Raw genomic sequence first — 26,878 nt, 5'->3', positions numbered from 1 at the left:
AATTGCTATTTTGTTTTTTTATTACGCTGTATTTTTACTGTCATTTATTTTTACGACAATAAAGGGGATTTTAAAGAGGATGACAATCGAAGCCCTTTTAAATAATTACCCGGCGTGACACCAATGGCATTTTTAAAATGGCGATGGAAATGGCTTTGATCCGAAAAACCACAAAGCTGCGTGACATCAGAAAGTGTATGACCTAAAGAAAGTAACTGTCTTGCTTTGCGAATTCGCGCTTGAATAAGCCAAGCGTGAGGCGTCATACCAATCTCTTTTTTAAATTGACGTAGAAAATGCCAAGGGCTTAAATTTACCATCTCGGCTAAGGTATTAAGTGAAAATTCATTTTCAGGTGCGTCATTCATTAATTCACTTACCCATTGCAACCTTTGCCCTATTGCACTCAACGGCTTTTCTTGAATTCGTGTTTTGCTATAACGCAATATCAACATTGCCATTGTTGAAAGTAATAAAGACTCTTTAAGTAGAAAATTATTGGGTTGTTCTAATAATGAAAAAAGTAATAAAAGTTGCTGACTTAAACCAGGATCATGAATGACGGCATCAGGAAACCACGGTGTTGAACCACGCTCTTGTTGTAAATCACGCGTTAATGTTTGCAGATATTCTGGTGTGGGATAAATAGCTTGATACGCCCAGCCTGATTCAACCGCAGAGGAGCCGGTATGAACTTCATCTGCATTAACAATAATGATGTCTCCTTTAGGCGCAATATGTTCGCTTCCTGTGCGATAAAATTGTTGTGCGCCATCATCAATGACACCAATACAGAAGCCTTCATGGGTATGGCGAGAGAAAGTTTGATGTAAATATTCAGCTTGCAGATAAGCAAGGCTATTAAGTTCAGGAAGGTGGATAAGTTTAGCCTGCTCTTGTCGCATTGAATATTGACTCCATCAACAGTAAAAATCATCAGCTTGTATCATAAACACTATACTGATGATTGCATAAAATTGCTCAATCTTACTCATGTCGTTGATGAATTTTTGCTGGAACAAAAACTTGATGAGATCCTAAATTTGTCTGGTTAATTAATCCCATAATCAGTCGGAAACAGTGTGAGGCTAACTCAGGATTATTTTGAGCAATTGTATCTATGGGTATTGATAATGAATCATAAAGATAGTGATCATCAAAACCTGCCAAATAAACTTCATCCTTCATCTGTTTATTTTGACTTAGGTAGCGCAATACCCCATCCAACAAGCCACAAGCAGAAGTAAAAACAAACTTAGGCGCTCGCCCTAGCGATGCACATAAAGAGCCGAACATTTCATAACCAGAACTCGGGTGATAATGCCCATGAATGATCCACTCTGATTTCAGATTAATATTTGCTTGTGAAAGCCCTTGCTTGAAACCTAAAAGACGATCTTTAGTTGGTGAAATCGTTGATTGTCCGCCTAAAAAGTAAAATTCATCAATACCTTCTGTTGACGCAATTTCTTCAATGAGTTGCTGTGTCGTGGTGGTTGAATCTGTGACAACAAAAGGCAGTGTTGTTCCTTCAAAATAACGGTCAAATAGCACAACAGGTATTTGTTGACTCAAACGCTGGTATTCAACATCACTTTGTAAACACGAAGCGACAATCAACCCATCGATTTGTCGTGATAATAGATGTTCTATTGCCAGCGTTTCTTGAGCAGCATTTTCATCAGTACAGGAAATAAGTAACTGGATACCCGCTTCTCTGCATAATATTTCTAGCTCATAAGCGACGGAGGCAAAACCATAGTTAGTAATATCAGGAATAACCAATCCTAATGCATAACTACGATTATCACGTAAAGAGCGAGCATGAATATTAGGTTGATACTGATATTGTTCAGCAATAGCCGTAATACGCGCGATAGTATCATCAGATACACGCATCTCTTTACCACGGCCATTTAATACTAAACTTGCCGTTGTTTTTGAAACACCTGCTAATTTTGCAATATCGGTGATCGTGATACGTTTTTGTTTTTTCACTATTATTCTACTTAATGTCACGTTCTCTAAACTTAAACTGTTTTATTGTTTATATAATCGTATTTAACTGAGTAATGCATTCTTTAATTGCCAAGTTGTGAGGTTTATTGTGTCTTTCCCCAAGAAACAGATAGTCTGTTTTTCTGAAGGAAAAAAACGGCTACTCATCACACCAGCTCCACCATTAAAGAAAATCTCTACACTAGAGTTATCACATAATATTTGAAGGCGTTTTATATCACCAGACCAGAAACGTGATTGCCACTCCCCGTTTTTAACACTACGGCGTTTTAACACGGCTTGATTATTTTCAATGAATAAAGCAAGAGTATCAGAAAAATGAATAGTAAGAGAGCCGAATAGCGCTACTTCAAGTTCAAACGAAAATCCGTTAATATCTGGCACATCATCAGCAATACCTTGCCAATATGCTGGCTTTTGTCTGAGTTGCTGTAACTCTTTTACGGGTTGCTGATAAAGCTTCTCTTCTTTTATATGTAATTCGCGAGGGCAAGTCATTTGGTGTATCCAGCCATTAGCAATGGTCGGTTGATACATTTCTTCACCATCAGGAACTCCCATCCAACCAAATAATAAACGTCTGCCATTCGCTAATGTTGTTTGAGGTGCGTAAAACTCAAAACCTGCATCTAGTTCGATTAAATCACTATGCTGAAATTGCAATGTTGAATAATCAAAATCCCCTATTAAATAGGCACTAGAATGTGAATTTAAAAATCGATATTTCTCTTTTTTTATACCTTGAGGGCATGTTAATAAAATAAAGCGATCATCTAGTTCAAAGAGATCTGGGCATTCCCACATATAACCTGCATCAGCTAACTCGCCTAAATAACTCCCCGCCAACTCGCCGACTAATTGCCATTGATATAAGTGAGATGCACGATAGAGTAAAACTTTACCCTGTTTATCTAAATTTTGAGCGCCTAATACCATGTACCAGACATCATTATATTGCCAAATCTTCGGATCACGGACATGACCACTATAGCCTTCAGGAAGCCCTAATACAGGCCCTAGCTTATCAAAACCTCCCTGTTGGTTTTCAACGGCTAAACATTGCCATGCCGTGCGAGAGCCATCCTCAAATTTGACATTACCAGTATAACAAAGGGTTAATTGCCCTTGATTGATCACCGCACTACCAGAGTAACAGCCATCTTTGTCATAAAATTCATCAGGTAATAACGCAATCGGTTGATGTTGCCAAGTAATCAAATCCTTTGAGCGCCAGTGCCCCCAACATTTATTTTTATGCTCACAAGATAAAGGGTTCCATTGATAAAACAGATGATAATATTCACCATCGAAACAAAACCCATTAGGATCATTTAGCAATCCCGTTACTGGTGCTAAATGCCAATGTGGGTAGTATTTATCTTTTACCGCTTTAACACTATTACACATAACCGCTTGTAAAATGGCAGATAACCCTTCACTTTTTGTCATTTATGCAGACTCCACTTTATATTTTAGTAAAAGAGAAAGAACAAAAGCTGTTAAGAATGCAATGACTAAACCAATAACATAATTAATAATTGATCCTGCTTGTACAATCGCGATACCTGGGATAGCAGTAAGACCAACGGCTGTCATATAAACATGAGAGCCGACAACCCAAGCGCCTCCAGCAGCACCACCAACTAGCGCAGCAATAAAAGGTTTTCCATAACGTAAATTAATCCCGAAAATTGCCGCTTCAGTGATACCTAACATTGCAGAGAAACCCGATGGGATTGTAATAGCTTTAATTTTCGCATCGTTGGTTTTAAACCAAACGGCCATACATGCACCACCTTGAGCAATATTCGCCATTGCCCAAATAGGTAATAAGAAATTAACCCCAATATTAGGATTACCTAATAAACCCGCCTCAACCGCATGAAAACTATGATGAATACCCGTGATAACAATAACAGAATAAAGCCCGCCAAAAATAAGTCCTGCAATCCAACCTGCTTGTGTAATTAAGGTACTTAATACTAATGAAATACCGTCACCTAACAGGCGGCCAACAGGCCCTATGACTAATAACGCGACAAACCCCGAAATAATGACGGTTAAAAATGGCGTGATAATTAAGTCGAGGGCATTAGGAACAACTTTACGTAATTGTTTTTCCAATACACTCATAAACCAAACGGCAAGTAATACTGGGAAAACAGTGCCTTGATAACCAATCATGGCGACTTCTAAGCCAAAGAAATTCATGGTGTTAAAACCTGCAGCAACGCCCCACGCATTAGTTAATGCAGGATGCGTTAGAATTCCACCGAGTGTTGCACCAAGATAAGGATTTCCGCCAAACTCCTTTGCGGCTGTAAAGCCAATTAAAATAGGTAAAATAATAAATGCCGCAGAGCTACACATATCAAGCATGATATAGAGTGCATTATCAGGACTTACCCATTGGTTAGTTTTCATTAATCCCAGTAATCCCATTAATAAACCTGACGCCACAATGGCGGGAATAATGGGAACAAAGATATTAGAAAGCAGTCTTGCGATCCGTTGAAATGGATTGAGCTTTTTAGCCGCAATATTAGCTGCTTCAGATTTACTTGATTCACCAATACCTGCTGCCGTAATAAATGCAGCATGTACTTTATTGACTAGCCCTGTACCAAAGATAACCTGAATTTGCCCTGCATTACTAAAACACCCTTTCACTCCCTCTAATTTGTTTATTGCTTCTTTGTCTGCTTTTGAGTCATCAACAAGAACAAGCCTTAAGCGCGTAGCGCAATGTGCTGCACTTGCGATATTTTCAGCACCACCTAATAAAGTCACAAGCTGGTGAGCAACTTTTTCAATATTCATCATAGCCTCAGTCATTCTTTTTTATTTATGCAGCGAGTATTTAGTTTAACCTTAAAAACTAAACCGGTTTAGCTAACAATTAGATTAAATAAAAATCGACTCAAGATAGCAATAAAAACTCAGATAAAGGGTATTTAATTGTGATCTCAATTACAAAAAAGTACATTTATTAATCATGGTAGGATTTTTTAAATAATTAAAAACAACCGCAAGCTAAACAAATTTTATTTTTTGTTTAGCTAAATAGGTTAATTAAGTGTTAGATAATTATAGTTTCTAAAAATGATAACTATGGATTAATAAAAATAACTATTGGACTAAGAAAATCATATAGATAGATACAAGTAAACACGCCCAATAAATGTTACTGATAACATCAAAACACTTAATTAATCGATATGTATTATTTTATATAATGATATTAATCAAATGATTAAATATAACTAATACAAAAACTTAAGTTGACCTTAAAAACTGGTAACGCTTGTAATAAATCACTTTTCTTTGATGTAAAGCAACTACAACTTTTAGAAAATACGTAGTATCCACATTAACAGTTGGGTTTTATCGCCTACGTTAGAATGCTTATTTTTTAACAACAATAACAATAATTATTTCTTTATAAGCTTGTTAGCTCTGTTTTTTCTTAAAATATAAATAATCAAGTGAGTAATGTATGAAAAACATCAAAGAGATGGCGTTACTTTCCACTCCCTTATCTCGCCGTCGTTTTGTAAAAACAGGTGCAGCGGGTGGTCTAGCGATAACCGCAGGTGGGTTATCACTCCCCTTTCATCAAGCCATTGCCTCAGAAACAAAGCCAACAACTAACAGTGAAAAAGTCGTATGGAGCGCCTGCACTGTAAACTGCGGTAGTCGTTGTCCATTACGTATGCATGTGGTTGATGGTGAAATTAAGTACGTCGAAACTGATAACACAGGCAATGATGTCTACGAAGAATTACACCAAGTTCGTGCCTGTTTACGTGGTCGTTCTATGCGTCGTCGTGTTTATAATCCAGACCGTTTACGTTATCCAATGAAACGTGTAGGTAAACGCGGTGAAGGTAAATTTGAACGTATTTCATGGGATGAAGCATTCGATACTATTTCAGATACCATGAAACGTTTAATCAAAGATTATGGTAATGAATCTATTTATCTAAACTACGGTACAGGTACTTTAGGTGGCACTATGACGAAGTCTTGGCCACCGGGTGCAACATTAATTGCACGTTTAATGAATTGTTGTGGTGGTTATCTTAATCACTATGGTGACTATAGTACGGCGCAAATCGCGGCTGGCTTGAACTATACCTATGGTGGTTGGGCCGATGGTAATAGCCCTTCAGATATTGAAAACACCAAACTTGTCGTGATGTTCGGTAATAATCCGGGTGAAACACGTATGAGTGGTGGCGGTGTCACCTATTATGTTGAACAAGCGCGTGAAAAATCTGATGCACGAATGATTATCATCGACCCACGCTATACCGATACAGGTGCAGGCCGTGAAGATGAATGGATCCCTATTCGTCCGGGAACAGATGCGGCATTAGTCAATGCATTAGCTTATGTCATGATCAAAGAAGACTTAGTGGATAAGCCTTTCTTAGATAAATACTGTGTTGGTTATGATGAAACCACTATGCCAGAAGGTGCACCAAAAAATGGTCACTATAAAGCCTATATTTTAGGTGATGGCGCAGATGGTCAGCCAAAAACTCCTGATTGGGCAGCGCAGATCACCGGTATCCCTGCTTCACGTATTGTTAAATTAGCGCGCGAAATCGCAACAGCGAAACCAGCTTATATTACACAAGGCTGGGGGCCTCAACGCCGTTCTAACGGTGAGCTTGCTTCTCGTGCTATTGCGATGCTCTCTATTTTGACCGGTAATGTGGGAATTAGCGGCGGTAATACTGGTGCTCGAGAAGGCTCTTACAGCATTCCTTTTGTTCGTATGCCTACGTTCACTAACCCAGTCACCACCAGCATTTCTATGTTTATGTGGACGGATGCCATTTTACGTGGCCCTGAAATGACCGCGACCCGTGACGGTGTTCGTGGTAAAGACAAGCTTGATGTGCCTATCAAAATGGTATGGAACTATGCAGGTAACTGCTTAGTTAACCAACATTCTGAAATCAATCGTACTCATGATATTTTGCAAGACGATAAAAAATGCGAAATGATTGTGGTGATCGATAACCATATGACTGCATCTGCTAAATATGCCGATATTCTACTTCCTGATTGCACCGCATCAGAACAGATGGATTTCTGTATGGATGCTTCAGCAGGTAATATGGCTTATGTTATTTTCGCTGATCAGGCAATCAAACCGCGCTTTGAAAGCCGTAATATCTATGAAATGACAAGCGAAATTGCAAAACGTATGGGGGTGGGTGAAAAATTCACTGAAAACCGTACTCAAGAAGAGTGGTTACGTCATCTTTACGAGCAATCTCGTCAAAACTTACCTGAACTACCGACTTTTGAAGAATTCCGTGCTCAAGGTATCTTCAAAAAACGCGATCCTGAAGGTCATCACGTTGCTTATCGCAAATTCCGTGAAGATCCTGAAAGCAACCCATTAACCACACCATCAGGTAAAATTGAGATTTATTCTTCTCAACTTGCCAACATTAAAGCGACATGGGAACTTGCGTCTGACGATGTCATTGATCCACTGCCTGTCTATTCTGCTGGCTTTGAAAGTTATGGCGATCCGGCAATGGAAAAATATCCATTACAAATGACCGGATTCCACTATAAATCACGCACTCACTCAACTTATGGCAACGTTGATGTCTTAAAAGCCGCTTGTCCTCAAGAGATGTGGATCAACCCTGTTGATGCTTCTAAACGCGGTATCAAACACGGTGATTTAGTACGTATTTATAACGATCGTGGTGAAGTTCGAATCAATGCGAAAGTCACACCTCGTATTTTACCGGGCGTTGTCGGTTTAAGCGAAGGTGCTTGGTATAACCCAGATAGCAACCGTATCGATCACGCAGGTAGCATTAACGTGTTAACGACACAACGCCCTTCACCTCTCGCTAAGGGTAATCCTTCTCACAGTAATCTTGTTGAAGTCGTCAAGGCGTAAGGAGTCTGGTTATGTCAACGCAATATGGTTTTTATATTGATTCAAGTCGTTGCACCGGCTGCAAAACTTGTGAACTGGCGTGCAAGGATTTTAAAAATTTATCCCCAGAAGTTAATTTCCGCCGTATCTATGAATATGCGGGTGGTGATTGGACAGAGCAGGATGGCGTTTATACACAGAACGTTTTTGCTTATTACCTATCTATTTCGTGTAACCACTGTGACGACCCTGCTTGTGCCAAAGTTTGCCCAAGTGGTGCGATGCATAAACGTGAAGACGGCTTTGTTGTCGTTAACGAAGATATTTGTATTGGTTGCCGCTATTGTCATATGGCTTGCCCTTACGGCGCACCGCAATTTGATGAAGTCAAAGGTCATATGACCAAATGTGATGGTTGCTACGAACGTGTAGCTGAAGGCAAAAAACCGATTTGTGTCGAATCTTGTCCACTACGTGCATTAGATATGGCACCGATTGAAGAGTTACGCGCTAAATATGGTGATTTAGCTGAAATCGCCCCACTTCCTTCAGCAAAATATACCAAGCCAAATATTGTCCTTAAATTAAATGCCAATAGCCGTCCTGTGGGTGATACCACCGGTCATCTGGCAAACCCAGAGGAGGTGTAAGATGGTGGGATTGCATGAATGGCCACTAATGTTTTTTACCGTTATCGGTCAAAGTGTTGCTGGCGCTTTTATTATTATGGGATGCGCTATTCTTTCGGGTAAGCTCTCCGCAGAAATGAACCGAAAAGTGCATTACAGCATGTTTGGACTCTGGGCATTAATGGGAATTGGTTTCTTACTATCCATGATGCACATGGGAACTCCACTACGTGCATTTAACTCATTACTTCGTCTAGGTCACTCATCATTAAGTAATGAAATTGCCAGCGGTTCAATTTTCTTTGCACTGGGTGGTATTTACTGGTTACTGGCTGTACTTAATAAAATGCCAGCTGCATTAGGTAAATTATGGGTCGCGCTGGTTATGGTATTAGCCGCATTATTTATTACGGCGATCTCTCGTGTATACCAAATTGATACCGTTCCAACTTGGTATAACAGCTACACGACATTTAATTTTGTGCTAACCGCCTTTATCGGTGGCCCTATTTTAGCGGCACTTTTACTGCGTATTGCGGGTTTTAACCTCAATTGTGTCAGTGCATTGCCATTATTAAGTGTTATCGCGATTATTGTGAGTGCCATTGTGGCAACATCACAAGGTTTTGAATTAGGCTCTATTCAAACCTCTGTGCAAAAAGCGGTGGATTTAGTCCCTAACTATGGTGCTTTAATGGGTATTAAATTAGTGGCTTTAGTTTTAGGCTTAAGTTGCTGGATTGCGCCACTGTTACGTAAAAATAACCCTTCTGTTGCATTGTTAGCATTGGGCTTTATTTTAGTGTTTGCTGGTGAGTTTATAGGACGCGGTGTGTTCTATGGTTTACATATGACTGTCGGTATGGCGATAGTTGGCTAATTAAAAACGGCTACCTTTAAACCGCTGTAATAGTTAAAAAGCCATACTTTTTATCTGTTATGGCGGTTTTCCTTTTATAATGCGGTATCACTCTTTTTTAATCTTCGTCATTATGTTTAGATAGAAAATCGCATATAGTAAAGACAATAAATCTAAGCGGATTATAAAAATATTATGGAACAACAACTTATTACTGATATCTCTCTCACTGCGCGTATTTTAGGCGCCGCGTTTTATTACGCACCTACGGAGAAAAGTGACATTGTCGAGCTGCTATCTAGTCAAAAGTGGGTTGAAGAATGGCCTTATGGCAGTGATGAAGAAAAGCAACGCATTGCTAACCTTCTTTCACAAACCACATTAGCGGAAGAAACTTTAGCACAGGCATATCAACGTTTATTTGTCGGCCCTTATGCACTACCTGCGCCACCTTGGGGCTCTGTTTACCTTGATCATGAAAATGTATTATTCGGTAACTCAACATTAGATTTACGCGAGTGGATGCTAGAAAACGGTATTGATATTGCATTAACTCAAAATGAGCCAGAAGATCACTTTGGTTTAATGGTGATGATGGTGGCATGGATTGCAGAAACTCGCCCTGAAAAATTAAATGAGCTATTAGCTGAACATCTTCTGCCGTGGGCTTATCGTTATTTAGAGAAATTATCTCTGCAAGGCGCATTCCCTTATTACGAAGGTCTAGCCATGTTGGCGACATTAACACTAAAAAACTGGCAATCTCAGTTAAATGTCACCCCTGCTGAAAAGCAGTTATTTTGTTGATTTACAATAGACAATAAAAATGTAAAGCCCTAAAGGCGAAAGAAAGTCTCGCTTTTAGGGCTTTGACATATAAAAAGTTAACGTTCTTAAGATTGTTTCGACCAAAACTGATAAAGCCTAGGATGTGTTTCATCTTCGGTTTTTATCTGTGTAAATTGAAGGCCATCTTGTTGTTCTGGTTCCTTTCTTAATACTTTAGCAATACTGGCGGTCGATAGTCCGTAAGGCTCTGCATTCTCATTAGAATAGGCATAAAAAATTTTAGAGATCCCCGCCATACGCATTGCGGCAAGACACATTGGGCAAGGTTGCCCACTAGCATAAACAATACAATCATCTAATTTTGTTCGCCCTAATACTTTGCCGGCTTCCCGTAATGCTAATAATTCAGCATGAGCAGTGGGATCATTTGTCGTTATTATTTGATTAACAGCACTTGCAATCACTTGACCATTATTCACAATGACCGCTCCAAATGGCCTTCCACCGACTTTCACATTATCCATTGCAAGCGATATGGCTTGTTGTATAAACTTATTATCTGACATTATTTTGCCCCCGCTTGTTCAAGTATATTAACGATATTTGTATAACCTTTATCTTTAGCTAAAGCTAATGGTGTGTGGCCAGAGCCATCAGCGAGGTTAACGTTAGCTCCACCTTCAATAAGTAAAGTCACAATATCTTCATATTTTTGGCTACCATCACCCAAGATAATAGCTTCAATAAGCGCAGTCCAACCTAAACGATTAATATGATTAACATCCACACCAGCATCAATCAATGTTTTTACAGTCTTTACATGGCCTCGCTCAGAGGCAGGAATTAATGCTGTTCCACCATAACGATTAACACTTTTAAGCGCGGCGCCATGTGATAAGGTTAATTCTAAAATTTCCTGTAGCCCTCTCGCTCCCGAATAAAGATAAGGTGAATCATGAATCGCGTCACGAGCATTTACATCAGCGCCTTTTTCTATCAGATATTTTGCGACATCAATTTGGTTAGCATGTGTAGCCGCCATTAAGGGTGTGCGTAACTTTAGATCACGTTGTTCAATATTTGCACCTTGTTCTATCTGACGTTTTAATTCAGATAAATTTCCCTCTTGTGCCAGTGTAACTAGGTATGCCTTATCAGAATTTGCCATCGCTTTAACCATAAAGATAGATGAAATCATTAACAGGCTTAAGAAGTATAAAAACCATTTAGCCTTTAGATAGAGAGTATTCATTCAATATCTCCTAGAAAGTGCTAATTTCCACTCATTTAATTAGCCTACTCTTTGAACTCACTCCATATCTAACAAAGGCATGACATTATTTCAACAAATCAAGGGGTAATAAACCATCTATTAAGTCATTTTTATACTTTTTTTACACTTCCCATATCTCTTTTATCAACATCTTTACAGACCTTTAAGTACGCTCACTCAATCTAAATAGTAAAAGGATTGTTCTGATGCTGATATTCGGTGCTGTGGCATTAGTTGTTTTGCTCACTGCTTATCTTATCTATGTGTTATTTAACGCAGAGGCATTTTAAAAATGGCAACAACAATGTGGATATATCTTGCTGTTTTTCTTATCACATTATTAGTGATGGGGAAAATGCTTGGACATTATTTAGCTCGCCTTATTGAAGGTGACTTACCTCATTGGGTAACTCAAACCGAACATGTTATTTGGCGTTGTTGTGGTTTTAAACCCGCAGGAAAAACAATTCAGCCGATGAGCTGGTATCACTATATGCTTGCCCTACTTATTTTTAATTTAATGGGTGCAATTCTATTATTTGTCATATTGCTCAACCAAGGCTATTTACCTTTAAATCCTCAATTTGCCCCTAATATGAGTTGGGACTTAGCGTTAAATACCACAATTAGCTTTATCACAAATACTAATTGGCAAGCTTACAGCGGTGAAACGGCTGTCAGTTATTTAAGCCAAATGACGGGGCTTGCAGTACAAAACTTTTTATCTGCTACAACAGGTATTGCTGTTGCCTTCGTTTTAATTAGAGCATTAACACAATCTTCTTGTACCTCATTAGGGAATGCTTGGATCGATATTGGACGTATTACGTTATATGTTTTATTGCCTCTAGCAATTATTTGGTCGCTGTTATTTGTCAGCCAAGGCGTTATACAAAACTTTCATCCTGCGGTATTAAGTCAAGGTCTTGATGGACACCAACAATGGTTACCAATGGGACCTGTTGCATCTCAAGAAGCAGTTAAACTCTTGGGGACAAATGGTGGTGGATATTTTGCAGCAAACTCTGCCCACCCTTACGAAAACCCAACGTCATTCAGTAACTTCTTGCAGATCCTTGCCATATTTCTTATTCCTACCGCCTTATGTTTTGCCTTTGGCCGTTTAAGTGGAATGCAACGCCAAGGCTATACCTTACTTTGGGCTATGACGCTAATTTTCATTATTGCCGTTGCTGTGATCACTTGGGCTGAATGGCAAGGAAATCCAGAACTTATCTTTGCTGGTACAGATAGCTCATTAAATATGGAAGGCAAAGAAACACGCTTTGGCATAATGGGTAGCGCGATTTTTGTTGCTGTCACAACAGCCGCATCTTGTGGTGCAGTCAATGCCATGCATGATTCATTAACGGCTTTAGGTGGCATGGTACCAATGTGGTTAATGCAAACAGGAGAAGTGGTCTTTGGCGGTGTGGGATCAGGATTTTACGGCATGATCCTCTATGTATTATTAGCCGTATTTATCGCTGGATTAATGGTTGGACGAGCACCTGAATACCTTGGTAAAAAGATTGGTGTTGCTGAAATGAAATGGGTAGCGGTTGCTATTTTAATCTCTCCAACCGTGGTTTTATTAGGCACAACCCTCGCTTTATTTACTGATATTGGTCGCGAAGCCATTTTAAATCCAGGACCTCATGGTTTTAGTGAAGTGTTATATGCCTTTACTTCTGCTGCTAATAATAATGGCAGTGCCTTTGCTGGACTTAACGCCAGCTCACCTTTTTACAATCTATTATTAGGGCTTACCATGTTGATTGGTCGCTTCGGTGTCATGTTACCGGTTTTAGCTATTGCAGGTAGTTTAGCCGTAAAAAAACGTCAGCCAGAAAGTTTAGCAACTCTCTCTACCACTTCACCGCTATTTATTTTGTTATTGATCCTCACTGTATTAATGATCGGCGCTCTGACCTTTGTTCCGGCATTAGCACTTGGCCCTATAGCAGAACATTTACAACTGTTTTGGGCTAAATAAGGAAACGTATCATGAAAACAACGCAACTTTTTGACAGAAAAACCGTGATGTCGGCTTTCTTTGATGCAATAAAAAAATGCACACCTCAAGCACAATGGCGTAACCCTGTTATGTTTATTGTTTATGTTGGTGCGCTTTTAACTAGCGGAATTTGGATTGCTTTGCTGTTAGGTTATCTCCCTAATGATAATCACTTTACTTCACAAGTCATGATTTGGTTATGGGTGACATTACTATTTGCCAATTTTGCTGAGTCATTAGCAGAAAGTCGAAGTAAAGCACAAGCAGCGAGCTTACGTGGAGCCAAACAACAATCCAAAGCAGTACGTTTACATCACGCAGATATTAATGCCTCGAAAGAAACCGTGGACTCTTTCTCACTACATAAAGGTGATATCGTTTTAGTCAATGCTGGTGACGTTATTCCTTGTGATGGTGAAGTGATTGAAGGTGGTGCTTCTGTTGATGAAAGTGCGATTACAGGGGAATCAGCGCCAGTGATCCGTGAGTCAGGCGGTGACTTTTCTTCTGTAACGGGAGGAACTCGAGTATTGTCAGATTGGCTGATTATTCGTTGCACTGCTGAAGCTGGCAATTCATTTCTCGATCGCATGATTGGAATGGTGGAAGGCGCTCAACGTAGAAAAACGCCAAATGAAGTGGCTTTAACTATCCTATTAACTGCTCTGACACTGATTTTCTTATTGGCTTGCATTACCCTTTATCCGTTTAGTGTTTTTGCTGTTGAGTTTCAAGGGCATGGCGCTGTTATTTCAGTAGTAACCTTGATTGCGTTGTTAGTATGTTTGATCCCTACCACGATCGGTGGATTGCTTTCATCGATTGGTGTGGCGGGTATGAGCCGAATGCTTGATGCCAATGTAATTGCAACCAGTGGACGCGCTGTGGAAGCCGCAGGTGATGTTGATGTCTTGCTTCTTGATAAAACGGGCACTATTACGCTAGGTAATCGCCAAGCATCTCGCTTTATTCCTCTTTCAGATATTAGCGAAAAACAGCTTGCGGATGCAGCACAGCTAAGTTCGCTTGCAGATGAAACGCCTGAAGGCAGAAGCATTGTGATCCTCGCTAAACAACGTTTCAATTTGCGCGAACGCGATTTAGCGTCAATTGGCGCTTCTTTTATTCCCTTCTCTGCAATGACAAGAATGAGTGGTGTTAATTTAGGTGAACGCTTGATCCGCAAGGGTTCTGTTGATGCTATTCGTCGCCATATTGAAGTCAGTCACGGTCATTTTCCTGATGAAGTCACCACAATAGTCGAACAAGTGGCAAGAACGGGAGGAACACCGCTGGTGGTGGTTGAAAATCAGAAAATCTTAGGTGTTGTTGAGCTTAAAGATATTGTGAAAGGCGGAATTAAAGAGCGTTTTGCTCAACTTCGCCAAATGGGTATAAAAACGGTCATGATCACTGGTGATAATCATCTTACGGCAGCGGCTATCGCAGCAGAATCGGGGGTTGATGATTTTCTGGCTGAAGCAACACCTGAGGCAAAATTGGCATTAATTCGTCAATATCAATCTGAAGGTCGATTAGTCGCAATGACTGGCGATGGTACTAATGATGCTCCTGCATTGGCACAAGCTGATGTCGCTGTTGCGATGAATTCAGGTACTCAAGCAGCCAAAGAAGCAGGAAATATGGTTGATTTAGATTCTAATCCAACAAAATTAATCGAAGTGGTGCACATTGGTAAACAAATGCTAATGACACGAGGAGCCTTAACCACATTTAGTATTTCCAACGATATCGCTAAATACTTTGCCATTATTCCTGCGGCTTTTGCAGTCACTTACCCACAACTCAATATACTTAATGTCATGAACTTACATTCACCCGCATCTGCAATGTTATCTGCCGTTATTTTCAATGCCTTAATTATAGTCTTTTTGATCCCTCTAGCCCTTAAAGGTGTTCACTATCGCCCTGTTTCTGCGCACTCATTATTGCGCCGTAACCTCTCTTTATACGGGATCAGCGGGTTATTAGTCCCTTTTATTGGCATTAAAATCATCGATATGATCTTAACGTTTATTGGGTTTTAAGGAGTTTTATATGCATCTATTTCGTTCATCTTTAGTGATGTTATTATTACTCACATTAATAACTGGGCTTGTCTATCCTTTACTTGTTACAGGATTAGCTAACCTTATTTTTCCATGGCAAGCAAACGGCTCTCTCGTGTATCAAGATAATAAACTTATTGGCTCTGAATTGATTGGGCAACAATTTACGCGAGATGACTATTTTAAAAGTCGTCCATCAATGACGTCAGAAATGCCCTATAACAGCATGGCATCAGGTGCTAGCCAGCTAGCAACATCAAATCCATTACTTCTTAATGAGATAACTAAACGTATCCAAACATGGAAAAAAAGAACGCATAATCAACATGTTGTTCCTGTTGATTTAGTCACAGCATCAGGAAGTGGGCTTGATCCTCATATTTCATTACAAGCGGCTTATTATCAAATTGAAAATATTGCATATTTTCGCCAATTCACTAAAAATGAAATTGAGCAATTAATAAAAAACAATACAACATCACCACTACTGTCATTTATGGGTGAACCTGTTGTGAATGTGTTTATGCTAAATCAGGCACTAGATAAATTAAGTGCAGAAAAACAGCAGAAAGTGAGTACTCAATAAAATGGAACTCGACCAGCAGTGGCAACGTCCCTCACCCGATGATTTACTCGCTTCAACGCGAACAACAACTCGTGGGCGCCTAAAAATATTTTTTGGCGCTTGTGCTGGCGTAGGGAAAACTTATGCCATGTTACAAGAGGCTCAACGCCTCCACCAGCAAGGTATTGATGTGCTTGCTGGTGTTGTTGAAACGCACCAACGACAAGAAACGGCCGCGTTACTTCACGGATTGCCTTTATTACCACCACTGCGTATTCATCATCATGGAAGAAAGCTTGTAGCCTTTGATTTAGATGCCGCATTAGCCAGACATCCTGCTGTGATATTAATGGATGAACTGGCATTTAGTAATCCACACAAATGCCGACATCCTAAACGCTGGCAAGATGTGGAAGAACTATTGGATGCCGGTATTGATGTACTTGCCACAATAAACGTACAACACATTGAAAGCCTTAATGATATTGTGGGAAGCATTACAGGAATTCGTGTTCAAGAGACGATCCCTGACTATATTTTTGATAGTGCTGATGAAGTGGTTATGGTGGATTTACCGCCTGATGATTTACAACAACGTTTGCATGAAGGCAAGGTATATCTAGGCGGACAAGCAGAACGAGCCATCGAACACTTTTTTCGTAAAGGTAATTTAATCGCACTACGAGAATTAGCTTTACGTCGTATGGCAGATAGAGTTGATACACAAGTTAAAGAATTTCGAGATAGCCAAGGAGCATCACCTGTTTGGCACACCACAGATAGTCTAATGGTGTGTCTCGGTGCTCATGGTGGTAACGACAAATTAGTTCGCACGGCAGCTCGTTATGCTGCCGCTTTTGGTTGCCAATGGCATGCTATTTATGTTGAAACCCCTAAACTTCATCAAATTGGTGAGCATAAACGCCGAGCAATTTTGCACTCTTTAAAACTGGCACAACATCTAGGTGCAAGAACTGCGATCCTTTCTGATAACCAAGCTGAAAAAGCAGTGATCCGCTACGCCAGAGAACATAATCTTGGGAAAGTGATTATTGGTCAGCGTGCTTATCAAAAATGGCAATGGTTAAAACGCTGGATACGGATGCGGTTTGCAGAAAAACTAGCACGCTATGCACCTGATCTTCATGTTATCAGCGTTGCTCTTAATGACGAGGAGCTACGTTATAAAACCAAAACAGCACCACTGCAAAATGAAAAATGGCGACAAGAGATAAAAGGCTATCTTACAGCGATAGGAATATGTTTAGCGATCACCTTGTTCTCTCGCACATTTCTATTAGCGCTTGATAAAGCCAATTTAGTGACACTCTATTTATTGGGTGTAGTATTAATTGCTCTCTTTTTTGGTCGTCGCCCTTCTATTTTTGCAGCATTAATCAATGTCATTAGTTTTGATTTGTTCTTTGTACAGCCTCACTTTTCACTTGCTGTACTCGATATGCAGTATTTGATCACTTTTACAGTCATGCTTATTGTAGGATTGGTAGTCGGTAATTTAACTGCGGGTATGCGTTATCAAACACGCGTTGCTCGTTATAGAGAACAACGCACTCGCCACTTATTTGAAATGACAAGAGAGCTGGGACGCGCGGTAACATTACAAGATGTTGTTCGTACCAGTTACCATTTTTTATCGAGTGCGTTTGATGCAAAAGTTTGCTTATTGCTCCCCAACAAACAAGGTGAATTAATGCCTTTTCATGCCGAAGGTATGGGGCATTTACCTATTGATAATGGCATTGCGCGCTGGTGTTGTGATAAAGACCAAATTGCAGGTGCTGGTACAGATACGTTACCAAGTGTGCCTTACCAATTACATCCGATTACCGCATCTCAACAAGTTTTAGCTATTTTAGCTATTGAACCTAATAATCTTCGCCAATTGCTTATTCCAGAACAACAACAGCTATTGCAAACATTTAATGGTTTGATTGCTAATGCACTCGAACGATTACAACAAGCTGAAATTGCAGAACAATCTCGAATTAACATTGAACGGGAGCAATTAAGAAATGCATTACTAGCCGCACTTTCTCATGATTTAAAAACACCGCTTACTGTGCTGTTTGGGCAATCAGAAATTTTGCTTCTCGATTTAAGTGCTGAAGGTTCATCCCATACAGAACAAGTTAATCAAATTCGACAGCAGATCCTGACAACCTCACGTTTGGTCAATAATTTACTAGATATGGCACGCATTCAATCCGGTGGCATTCAAGTGAATTTACAATGGAATTCGTTGCAAGAAATTACAGGCAGCGCCATTCGGTCACTCTCTTATTTACTTGATAAACATCCATTACAAATTGATATTCCAGCTGATTTACTGCTTTATTGTGATGGTAATTTAATTGAACGGGTTATCACGAACTTACTTGAAAATGCAGTAAAATATACGACTCCAAACACAAAGCTCGGAGTAAGAGCCTATATTGAAGCCTCTAAAATTCATGTTGAGGTGTGGGATGAAGGCAATGGCATCCCGACTGACCAACTACAACTTATTTTTAATAAATTTTCACGTGCAGTAAAAGAATCCGCAATTCCTGGTGTTGGCTTAGGTTTAGCGATATGTAGCGCGATTATTCGCTTACATGAGGGTGAAATTTGGGCTGAAAACCATAATTTTTCTGAAAACCATAAAAAAGGTGGAGCAAGTTTCCACTTTGTTTTACCTTTAAAATCACTCCCTGATATTGATGAGATTGAAATAAAACAGTGACTCCATATAACATTTTAATTATTGAAGATGAAAAAGAGATCTTACGCTTTGTTCGGCTTGCTTTAGAGAACGAAGGATTTCGTGTTTATGAAGCCGGTGAATGCCAACGAGGATTAATTGAAGCAGCATCAAGAAAGCCTGATTTAGTTATTCTTGATCTTGGCTTACCGGATAAAGATGGTCTCTGCTTTATTCAAGACTTTCGTCAATGGAGTAGTACACCCGTTATCGTACTTTCAGCTCGGGATTCGGAACAAGACAAAGTAAAAGCGCTTGATGCAGGAGCGGATGACTATCTAACTAAACCTTTTGGTATTAGTGAGTTATTAGCTAGAGTTAGAGCGTCACTACGCCGTCTTGTTAAACAAGAAAATGAAAATACACAATTTACCTTTGGCGATATTACGATTGATTGGGTTAACCGTATTGTTACTCGTCAAAATGAACCTGTACATTTAACGCCGACTGAATTTCGTTTGCTAAGTGAATTGGTTAATAACAGCGGAAAAGTGCTTACTCAACGGCATTTAATGCAACATGTTTGGGGGCCTAATTTCATTGAACATAGCCACTATTTGCGCATTTATATGGGTCATTTACGCCAAAAGTTAGAAACCGATCCCGCATGTCCTGAGCATTTAATTACAGAAACGGGGATCGGTTATCGATTTATGCCGTAACTGAGGGTAATAGGAAAATAAGCAAGGTTAATTTATTAATCAGCTTTCTTGTTTATACAATATATACATACCTAATCCTCGTAAGATCTCACCTGACCAGAAACCATAAAACATCCCATTATCACTTCCTTTTCTAACTGCTGGGGACCAACTGCCATTCATTGGACTTGTCGGAGACACTACGTGATAGTGTTCAATAAGTTCAGTAACAGACTTTTCAATGATCCAATCTAGCTTGTTATTTTTGCATCCAGACAAAGAAGCAAAACAAAGACCACATAGCCATAATCCTGTCATATGACCGACAAAATTTCGATTTTCTGGCGGTGGCGAGTCAGCAGGAAATTCACAAGGAAACCCGCCGACTTTTTCAAAGAAATGAATAAGATAATCAACCCAATTATTTGTAAATTGAATAAGATTTTCAGGAATGCTTTTCTGACATAAAACTAATTCATACCACGCTCTGGCAGCAGATGCGAATGCACGAGGTTGATAACCTGCCCAAGCATCACTGCCCCAGTGATTAAAAATAAAGGTATCTGCTTCACCATACTCAATGTTATCCCATCGGTTCCACACATAAGCCATCGCGACTGGCCCTTTTATCTTAAATTTATCTTCATAAGCTTTCTGAGCATCAAACAGAAACTGACACATGTTTTCTAAATGTATCTGTGCATTTTCTTCATAAATATAAATAAATGGATGTTGATAACCGGGATAAGGTAATCCACGCCATGAATCAAATTGAGATGAATCTTTTGTAGAATTATTGGAGAAAGGAATAACGCCGGGTGTATATGCGAGCTTATTGAGGTCATTATAGCTAATGTCACAATCACCAATCAGTCCTTCAAAACTATCATTACCTGATAGAGTGATTGAAAACTTATGTGTCCAACCATCAAGATCCTTAAAATGAGTTGGCACATCATTAAAGCAATACCAAGTAATTTCTGAAGTATCGTCTTTTTCAAGTTCATAAATAGCAAGCGTGGCACTAGAGACTGCTTGTAAATTCGGATGTGTGGGTTTAATTTCATTGCCTGAATAATAAGGTTGATAATCCATTAAGATAAGTGTTTCAGGCGTTAATTGAATAGTAGACCACTGACCTTCCGTCATAGGTAATATCCAATACCAACGCCAGAGATCAGCATCATAAATAATAATTTTCCATTTATCTCTATCCAATTTATACGTAAATGATGTCGGTACCGCCTTTCCTTCATTTGTTAGCCAAAAACCCACCATTATTTTACTGTTCTCTTTTAGTCGCACATGTTGTATAACGGCTGAACGACCATCAATAATATTATCTTCAAACTCAAATGAAGTTTTGATATCTTCGTCGAGTTTAATATATCCCACATCACTAACTGTAAGATATTCAATATCTTCATTTTTTTGAATAAATGAACTTACATTGAATTCATACTTTATAACGTCATGATTGATAGAGGTATGAGGAAGGTATAAAAACCAATTTTTCACAACATCACTATTTCTTTGTGAAATAGTATCCATATTAATTCTGACGTTTAATGGCAATTTATTTTTATCTACTCCCCCTACATTAATGGTTATTTTAGAGTTCTTATCAATTTTCTTTGAAATACTTTGTTGCTCTAAAGTCACCGCAGCATCTCCATCGGTCTCTATTCGAATAAAACCTTGTTTATTTCTATCAAGAGAGACATGGCGGCTCTTGGGATAATGGTATTCGTAGGAGATCCCATCAGTGAATGGGCTTAATTCAGTGGTCGATTGTCTGAAAAACTTATCGTTAGAATCAATATTCGCATATCGCATACACATTAATGCACTGTTCCGCCAAGCTAACCAATAACGGCGTTCATTCGTTATTTTCCATAATGTATAACTTGCCTCTAAAAACCATTCTTCAGCATCAGCAGCATTACCATAATTTTGCTTATCGATAATAGGAATATTGAGTGGCCGATTATGCCATGCCATATTTCGGGTTATCAGAAAGCCGCCTTGTTCAACAGGTTGAATATTGGCATGACACAATTTCCATAATCCATTAATTGGCGATGCCATTTTTACATAGCCTTTAGGTTCAATTGCTTTTTCTTCTAAAACATGACCTTGGTTATCAATTTTTCGTCCATATAAATCAATCAACCATGCTAATTCAACAGACTCACCCTTTTGGCTCCAATTAATACTTCCATCATTATTCAGTTCAACAACTCGGGCATTTATATTGGGATAAGATAATACGCCACGATAAGCTTGTGTCACGATATCAAGATATTCTCCCCAATAAGGCGCTCCGTGTGGTATTTGACATGTTCCATCAACAAACATAATTTCAGTATCAATAAATCCTGAATTAGTGGGTTCATCAAAGTTAATTGGCCAATTAGATAAAGTAGGCTCTTTACCATTAATAATCCATTGACTTAACCATCTATCATGGGGAGGATCGGGTATTTCTTGGCCTTGATAGAAATATTTAATATAGGCATCAAAACACCAGATTGCCTTATCTAGCCAATACTTATCTTTTGTTGCTTTATATACATAGAGATAACCTAATATTTGTAAAGATTGACCTTCAGTTGTTGCATCTCCATTAGGTTGTGACTCTAAACGTGTATATCCGATTGTATGTCTATTATTTGATAAAACACCATCAGGATTAAAAACAAAGTGCTGTTTACTTCTATCTATTGTTAAACCGGTATTATTATCAAGAAAACGTTGGTGCCCAAATAACAAATTATAGACAGACATTAAATTGTCATTCTGATACATGCATACCCCCACCAATAAATCGCCCTAACCACGTCCCGTTAAGGGCAATAAATTGAATCATATCAATAGCATTTTTATTCCAAGATAAGAGAGGCTTACGACCTAAAGGCCATAATACTTCATCAATAAAAACGACTTGATTTGCGCCTGAACCTTGAGTGATATGAAGTAAAATCTGAGAGCCAGATATAGCAGTAGGAAGTTGAATAAACGTTATCGGTTCATTAAGCGTTGTGGTATACCAAGCATTTATGGAGTAAGGTAAATATAATTTATCTCTAATTGGTTTAATATCCATTATATCTATACCAATTTGTTCTTCTTTATTAAATTTACTTTCTCTTATTGCAACTTTAAATATTCTTATTACCTTCATAAAACCAACCTTATTTTAAATATTTTTAAAGCAATCGATAAAAATATATTAATTTCATTATTTCAATGGTGAGTAAGGTTCTTTATTAATGAGTTTTACTTAATATCCTATCATAAATTTATTATTTAGCTTGGTGAAGGTTGTTTATTGAAAGTTCATTATTAAGTAAAAACACTAAATTAAAAAATTAGAATAATAAAAAACCCACTCTCTTCTATATTTAATAATAGAAGAAAATGGGTTAATTTATCGGTTAATATTTAAATTTATTACGCCATCGCCGAAATGGTTTTTCTAAAACGTAATAATGCTAATGAGAAAAACACCGAACCAATAACTATTAAGATAATGAATTGTGGCCACACAATAGAGAAGTCAGCACCACGATATAAAATAGCTTGCGCTAAACTCACGAAGTGTGTGGTTGGCATTGTTTGCATTACATCCTGTACAAACTGAGGCATACTTTCTCGTGATGTCATCCCTCCTGATAACATATTTAATGGCAATAATACCATAATCATCAATAAACCAAATTGAGGCATTGATCGTGCCATTGTTCCTAAAAAAATACCTATTGAGGTTGTCGCAAATAAGCTTAAAGCAACACCACACATAAACAGTAAAACAGAGCCTTCAATAGGAACATGGAGTAGAGATTTCACGACTAATACCAAAGACATGGCTGATGCCAATAATACAACCAATCCCATTGACCATATCTTAGAAAGCATAATTTCAAAAGGAGTTACAGGCATAACCAATAAGTGTTCAATGGTGCCGTGCTCTCGCTCTCTTATTAATGCAGCCCCTGTTAATACTATCGATAACATAGTGATATTATTGATAATTGCCATAACAGAGCCAAACCAAGATTGTGTTAGGTTTGGGTTAAAACTCATTCTAACTTCCAAATCAACAGGTAGTGGATCGTTGGTCCTATTTTTCGCTAAAAAGGTTTTTGCTTCACCCATTACAATGTTTTGAATATAGCTATTACCTAAGAAAGCTTGGCTCATTCTGGTTGCATCGATATTAACTTGTATTTCAGGTTTACGACCGGCTAAAAGATCGCGCTGAAAATTAGGCGGAATATCGAGCGCAAAGGTATAAGCCCCTCGGTCTAACAAACCATCAATTTGCTCAGGAGTAATATCAGCTGGAGGTAAGAAATAAGGCATATAAAAACTATTTACAATTCGTGCAGATAGCTGTGATTTATCCTGATCAGCAACAGCAATCGGTGCATGATGTAATGAGCCGGGTGTAACAGTCGCTGATGAATAAATTGATACAGTAAAAGCAAACACAATTAATGCCAGCATCGCTTTATCACGAGAGAGACTGCGTAGCTCTTTTACACCTAAATTAAACACATTTTGGATTGTGCGCCACATTTAAGCCTCCTGCTTTTTCAAGAAAAAGACACTCAACCCAATAACAATTGGGATAGTGATAAGCAAAGGAATAAAAGACCAAGGTAAATCAAAAAGGTTTAATCCTTTAGAGAATGTCCCTCTAGAGATAGTTAAAAAGTGAGATGTAGGATAAATATGCCCTATCCATTTACCGATACCTTCCAGTGACGAAACAGGATCAATCATTCCTGAAAATTGTGTTGCTGGAATTAAGGTAATAATTGAAGTACCAAAAATGGCAGCAATTTGACTTTTCATAAAACAAGAAATAAGTAATCCCATTCCTGTGGCAATAGTGATATAGAGTAATGCCCCTAAAGAAAGCGTTAACATACTCCCTTTAAAACTCACCCCAAATACAAAGACCGAAAGCGCACAGAGCATAAAAAAGTTAAACATTCCCAATAAGATATAAGGAAATTGTTTACCTAATAAAAACTCTACTTTGGTGATAGGAGTAACATAAAGATTAATAATAGAACCAAGCTCTTTTTCACGAACAACGCTCAACGCACTTAACATTGCAGGGATCATCATTAATAAAAGTGGAATAACTGCGGGTACAATTGCGGGTAAACTTTTTACATCAGGGTTATAGCGATAGCGAGTTTCTATATTAATAGGAGCCAACTTATCAACTACATTAGTGGGTTGACGCATAGCCATATCAAGCATCCACGTTAAATGCATTGCCTGAATATAACCGCGAACAGTTTCAGCTCGATTAGGCATTGCACCATCAATCCAGACACCTATTTTTACCGTATGACCTTTAGCAACATCTCGTGCAAAGTTGGGTGGTATTTCAATTGCAACTGTAATATCACCACTACGTAGTCGTTTTTCTAGTTGGTCATAATCTGTGATTGGCGCTTTTTCAATAAAATAACGAGAGCCTGAAAGGTTTTGGCTATATGCCTGACTTAGGCCTGTCTTATCTCTATCCATAATACCGAAGCGTAAGTTTTCAACGTCCAAACTAATACCGTAACCCATAATAAACATTAAGATCACCGTACCTAATAACGCTAAAGTAAGACGCACAGGATCTCGGCGTAATTCCATACCTTCACGAATACTGTAGCTAAATAAGCGTCTTAAACTAAATCGCTGCTTTAATGCTTTTTCTGCACTTTCATGACTAGATGCTGGAAGTTGCAAGCTTTCTTCATCAATTTCAGGTGTATCTTGTTCACCTGATGCCTTTTTAAGGTAATCAATAAAGACTTCTTCAAGCGTATCAAATTGGCTATTTTTAACTAAGTTTGCAGGTGTATCTGTCACTAACACTTTACCAGCATGCATCAATGACATACGGTCACAACGTGCCGCTTCATTCATAAAGTGAGTTGAGATAAAAATAGTGACACCGTCACGTCTAGATAGGTCAACCATCAAATTCCAGAACATATCTCGCGCAATGGGGTCAACCCCTGAAGTGGGTTCATCAAGGATCAACATTTCAGGTTTATGGATAACAGCAACAGCAAGCGACAAACGTTGGCGAATACCTAATGGCAAACCATCAGGAAGGACATCTTCAACATCGGTTAAATTAAAACGCTCACTCATCGCCTTAACTTGTAGAGGAATTTCTTCTTCTGGAATATGAAAAAGCTTGGCGTGTAGTTCAAGGTTTTGTCGTACAGTCAATTCACTATAAAGTGAAAATGCTTGTGACATATAACCAACACGACGGCGAGTTTCGATATCTTTGGGATCAACTTCTTGGCCAAATAACCATGCTCGCCCTTCACTTGCTTCCAGTAAACCAGTTAGCATTTTCATCGTGGTTGATTTACCACAACCATTCGATCCTAAGAAACCAAAAATTTCGCCTTTAGGAATACGAAAGCTAACATGGTCTACGGCAACAAATTGCCCAAAACGCATGGTTAAATCTTGAGCTTCAATGGCGATAGTATCATCGTCACTTTTATCTCTTGGTGGGATAATAACTTTTTGGTGATCTTTCTTTTTCTCTTCAGGTAACAACTCAATAAAAGCAGCTTCTAGTTCATCAGTATGTGTTTGGGCTTTTAATTCATCAGCATGACCTGTTGCTAATATTTTTCCTGCATCCATAGCAACCAACCAATCAAAACGTTCAGCTTCTTCCATATAAGCGGTCGCAACTAATACGCTCATATTTTTTTGACGCTTACGTATACGATTAATTAATTCCCAAAATTGTGCTCGTGATAATGGGTCAACCCCTGTTGTAGGTTCATCAAGGATCAGCAATTCCGGATCATGAATAAGCGCACAACATAAACCTAATTTCTGTTTCATTCCCCCAGAAAGTTTACCCGCAGGCCTATCTCTAAATGGCGCTAAACCGGTACTTTCAAGTAAGTCATTTATGCGTTCTGCCCGTTCTTGTTTTGATTGACCAAATAAGCGGCCAAAAAAATCAACATTTTCAAAAACAGAAAGTGTGTGATAAAGATTTTTACCTAACCCTTGAGGCATATAAGCAATACGAGGACAAACGGCTCTTCGGTGTTCGACATCATTCATATCACCATTTAAAACAATTACTTGCCCTGTTTGAATTTCTCTTGCACCAGAAATAAGAGAGATCAAACTCGATTTTCCTACACCATCAGGGCCAATTAATCCGACCATTTTTCCAGCAGGAATAGCCAATGTCACATCATCAAGCGCTTTGGTATCGCCATAATGTTGGGATACATGAGTCAATTCAATGATATGAGAATGGCTTTGCGTTCTCATTGTT

At 38.8% G+C, this 26,878-nt stretch carries 19 protein-coding genes; 9 read left to right on the top strand and 10 right to left on the bottom strand.

Going from position 1 to position 26,878, the window contains the following annotated elements:
- Nucleotides 1-50 precede the first annotated feature (50 nt).
- The 4 genes from GTK47_RS12525 to GTK47_RS12510 all read right to left on the bottom strand — a co-directional run bounded on the left by GTK47_RS12525 (nucleotide 51) and on the right by GTK47_RS12510 (nucleotide 4,839).
- Nucleotides 51-905 (bottom strand): AraC family transcriptional regulator, encoded by an 855-nt coding sequence (locus GTK47_RS12525; protein WP_165123618.1) that lies wholly within the window; start codon nucleotides 903-905, stop codon nucleotides 51-53.
- A gap of 82 nt (nucleotides 906-987) precedes the next feature.
- Nucleotides 988-1,998 (bottom strand): LacI family DNA-binding transcriptional regulator, encoded by a 1,011-nt coding sequence (locus GTK47_RS12520; RefSeq protein ID WP_165123616.1) that lies wholly within the window; start codon nucleotides 1,996-1,998, stop codon nucleotides 988-990.
- Between the two features lie 63 nt (nucleotides 1,999-2,061).
- The gene (locus tag GTK47_RS12515; protein ID WP_165123614.1) at nucleotides 2,062-3,468 is read right to left on the bottom strand and encodes a sucrose-6-phosphate hydrolase; all 1,407 of its coding nucleotides are present in this window, start codon (nucleotides 3,466-3,468) and stop codon (nucleotides 2,062-2,064) included.
- A complete protein-coding gene (locus GTK47_RS12510) occupies nucleotides 3,469-4,839 on the bottom strand; it encodes a sucrose-specific PTS transporter subunit IIBC (protein ID WP_165126610.1) in 1,371 nt (456 codons plus the stop codon). It lies immediately after the preceding gene.
- 676 nt (nucleotides 4,840-5,515) lie between these two features.
- Between GTK47_RS12510 and dmsA the strand changes: the two genes are divergently transcribed.
- From dmsA to dmsD, 4 genes are all read left to right on the top strand, one after another.
- Nucleotides 5,516-7,954 (top strand): dimethylsulfoxide reductase subunit A, encoded by a 2,439-nt coding sequence (dmsA, locus tag GTK47_RS12505; protein WP_165123612.1) that lies wholly within the window; start codon nucleotides 5,516-5,518, stop codon nucleotides 7,952-7,954.
- An 11-nt stretch (nucleotides 7,955-7,965) separates the two neighbouring features.
- Nucleotides 7,966-8,583: a DMSO/selenate family reductase complex B subunit gene (locus tag GTK47_RS12500; RefSeq protein WP_023582154.1), complete on the top strand. Its 618-nt coding sequence runs from the start codon at nucleotides 7,966-7,968 to the stop codon at nucleotides 8,581-8,583.
- Nucleotide 8,584: 1 nt separating this feature from the next.
- On the top strand, nucleotides 8,585-9,442 hold the full coding sequence (locus tag GTK47_RS12495; RefSeq protein WP_165123610.1) for a DmsC/YnfH family molybdoenzyme membrane anchor subunit: 858 nt from the start codon (nucleotides 8,585-8,587) through the stop codon (nucleotides 9,440-9,442).
- 174 nt (nucleotides 9,443-9,616) lie between these two features.
- Nucleotides 9,617-10,228: a Tat proofreading chaperone DmsD gene (gene dmsD, locus GTK47_RS12490; RefSeq protein ID WP_161711314.1), complete on the top strand. Its 612-nt coding sequence runs from the start codon at nucleotides 9,617-9,619 to the stop codon at nucleotides 10,226-10,228.
- Nucleotides 10,229-10,314: 86 nt separating this feature from the next.
- Here dmsD and GTK47_RS12485 read toward each other — a convergent pair whose 3' ends face one another.
- Nucleotides 10,315-10,776 (bottom strand): nucleoside deaminase, encoded by a 462-nt coding sequence (locus GTK47_RS12485; protein WP_165123608.1) that lies wholly within the window; start codon nucleotides 10,774-10,776, stop codon nucleotides 10,315-10,317.
- A complete protein-coding gene (locus GTK47_RS12480) occupies nucleotides 10,776-11,462 on the bottom strand; it encodes an ankyrin repeat domain-containing protein (RefSeq protein ID WP_165123606.1) in 687 nt (228 codons plus the stop codon). The genes GTK47_RS12485 and GTK47_RS12480 overlap by 1 nt, the downstream gene beginning before the upstream one ends.
- A gap of 313 nt (nucleotides 11,463-11,775) precedes the next feature.
- On the opposite strand from GTK47_RS12480, the gene kdpA reads away from it, so the two are divergent.
- From kdpA to kdpE, 5 genes are read left to right on the top strand one after another with little or no spacing between them, the layout of a single operon-like run.
- Nucleotides 11,776-13,479, top strand: coding sequence for a potassium-transporting ATPase subunit KdpA (gene kdpA, locus GTK47_RS12475; RefSeq protein ID WP_165123604.1), 1,704 nt, complete (start codon nucleotides 11,776-11,778; stop codon nucleotides 13,477-13,479).
- An 11-nt stretch (nucleotides 13,480-13,490) separates the two neighbouring features.
- Complete coding sequence (kdpB, locus tag GTK47_RS12470) at nucleotides 13,491-15,548, top strand: potassium-transporting ATPase subunit KdpB (protein ID WP_165123602.1); 2,058 nt, start codon at nucleotides 13,491-13,493, stop codon at nucleotides 15,546-15,548.
- Between the two features lie 10 nt (nucleotides 15,549-15,558).
- On the top strand, nucleotides 15,559-16,155 hold the full coding sequence (gene kdpC, locus GTK47_RS12465) for a potassium-transporting ATPase subunit KdpC (protein ID WP_165123600.1): 597 nt from the start codon (nucleotides 15,559-15,561) through the stop codon (nucleotides 16,153-16,155).
- A gap of 1 nt (nucleotide 16,156) precedes the next feature.
- Nucleotides 16,157-18,877 (top strand): two-component system sensor histidine kinase KdpD, encoded by a 2,721-nt coding sequence (gene kdpD, locus GTK47_RS12460; RefSeq protein ID WP_165123598.1) that lies wholly within the window; start codon nucleotides 16,157-16,159, stop codon nucleotides 18,875-18,877.
- On the top strand, nucleotides 18,874-19,557 hold the full coding sequence (gene kdpE, locus GTK47_RS12455) for a two-component system response regulator KdpE (protein ID WP_165123596.1): 684 nt from the start codon (nucleotides 18,874-18,876) through the stop codon (nucleotides 19,555-19,557). The genes kdpD and kdpE overlap by 4 nt, the downstream gene beginning before the upstream one ends.
- A 39-nt stretch (nucleotides 19,558-19,596) precedes the next feature.
- Here the strand turns inward: kdpE and GTK47_RS12450 are convergent, their stop codons facing one another.
- The 4 genes from GTK47_RS12450 to rbbA all read right to left on the bottom strand — a co-directional run bounded on the left by GTK47_RS12450 (nucleotide 19,597) and on the right by rbbA (nucleotide 26,874).
- Nucleotides 19,597-22,344 (bottom strand): phage tail protein, encoded by a 2,748-nt coding sequence (locus GTK47_RS12450; protein ID WP_165123594.1) that lies wholly within the window; start codon nucleotides 22,342-22,344, stop codon nucleotides 19,597-19,599.
- Nucleotides 22,331-22,720, bottom strand: coding sequence for a hypothetical protein (locus GTK47_RS12445; protein WP_165123592.1), 390 nt, complete (start codon nucleotides 22,718-22,720; stop codon nucleotides 22,331-22,333). Before GTK47_RS12445 ends, GTK47_RS12450 begins: the two co-directional genes overlap by 14 nt.
- Before the next feature lie 269 nt (nucleotides 22,721-22,989).
- Nucleotides 22,990-24,117 carry an ABC transporter permease gene (locus GTK47_RS12440; protein ID WP_109402322.1) on the bottom strand — a complete coding sequence of 376 codons (1,128 nt, stop codon included), beginning with the start codon at nucleotides 24,115-24,117 and terminating at the stop codon, nucleotides 22,990-22,992.
- Nucleotides 24,118-26,874 carry a ribosome-associated ATPase/putative transporter RbbA gene (gene rbbA, locus GTK47_RS12435; RefSeq protein WP_206535907.1) on the bottom strand — a complete coding sequence of 919 codons (2,757 nt, stop codon included), beginning with the start codon at nucleotides 26,872-26,874 and terminating at the stop codon, nucleotides 24,118-24,120. It abuts the gene before it with no gap.
- Nucleotides 26,875-26,878 lie beyond the last annotated feature (4 nt).

It is taken from the genome of Proteus sp. ZN5, assembly GCF_011046025.1.
Classification (GTDB): Bacteria; Pseudomonadota; Gammaproteobacteria; order Enterobacterales; family Enterobacteriaceae; genus Proteus.
Note: the sequence above shows the minus strand (reverse complement) of the source record. Positions and strands in the feature narration are given on the sequence as shown.

Coding starts and splice junctions, on each gene's coding strand:
- GTK47_RS12495 (WP_165123610.1), top strand. CDS start 8,585: ATGGTGGGATTGCATGAATGGCCACTAATGTTTTTTACCGTTATCGGT.
- GTK47_RS12440 (WP_109402322.1), bottom strand. CDS start 24,117: ATGTGGCGCACAATCCAAAATGTGTTTAATTTAGGTGTAAAAGAGCTA.
- GTK47_RS12500 (WP_023582154.1), top strand. CDS start 7,966: ATGTCAACGCAATATGGTTTTTATATTGATTCAAGTCGTTGCACCGGC.
- GTK47_RS12445 (WP_165123592.1), bottom strand. CDS start 22,720: ATGAAGGTAATAAGAATATTTAAAGTTGCAATAAGAGAAAGTAAATTT.
- rbbA (WP_206535907.1), bottom strand. CDS start 26,874: ATGAGAACGCAAAGCCATTCTCATATCATTGAATTGACTCATGTATCC.
- dmsA (WP_165123612.1), top strand. CDS start 5,516: ATGAAAAACATCAAAGAGATGGCGTTACTTTCCACTCCCTTATCTCGC.
- GTK47_RS12485 (WP_165123608.1), bottom strand. CDS start 10,776: ATGTCAGATAATAAGTTTATACAACAAGCCATATCGCTTGCAATGGAT.
- GTK47_RS12510 (WP_165126610.1), bottom strand. CDS start 4,839: ATGAATATTGAAAAAGTTGCTCACCAGCTTGTGACTTTATTAGGTGGT.
- GTK47_RS12480 (WP_165123606.1), bottom strand. CDS start 11,462: ATGAATACTCTCTATCTAAAGGCTAAATGGTTTTTATACTTCTTAAGC.
- GTK47_RS12525 (WP_165123618.1), bottom strand. CDS start 905: ATGCGACAAGAGCAGGCTAAACTTATCCACCTTCCTGAACTTAATAGC.
- GTK47_RS12515 (WP_165123614.1), bottom strand. CDS start 3,468: ATGACAAAAAGTGAAGGGTTATCTGCCATTTTACAAGCGGTTATGTGT.
- kdpB (WP_165123602.1), top strand. CDS start 13,491: ATGAAAACAACGCAACTTTTTGACAGAAAAACCGTGATGTCGGCTTTC.
- kdpD (WP_165123598.1), top strand. CDS start 16,157: ATGGAACTCGACCAGCAGTGGCAACGTCCCTCACCCGATGATTTACTC.
- dmsD (WP_161711314.1), top strand. CDS start 9,617: ATGGAACAACAACTTATTACTGATATCTCTCTCACTGCGCGTATTTTA.
- kdpA (WP_165123604.1), top strand. CDS start 11,776: ATGGCAACAACAATGTGGATATATCTTGCTGTTTTTCTTATCACATTA.
- kdpC (WP_165123600.1), top strand. CDS start 15,559: ATGCATCTATTTCGTTCATCTTTAGTGATGTTATTATTACTCACATTA.
- GTK47_RS12450 (WP_165123594.1), bottom strand. CDS start 22,344: ATGTATCAGAATGACAATTTAATGTCTGTCTATAATTTGTTATTTGGG.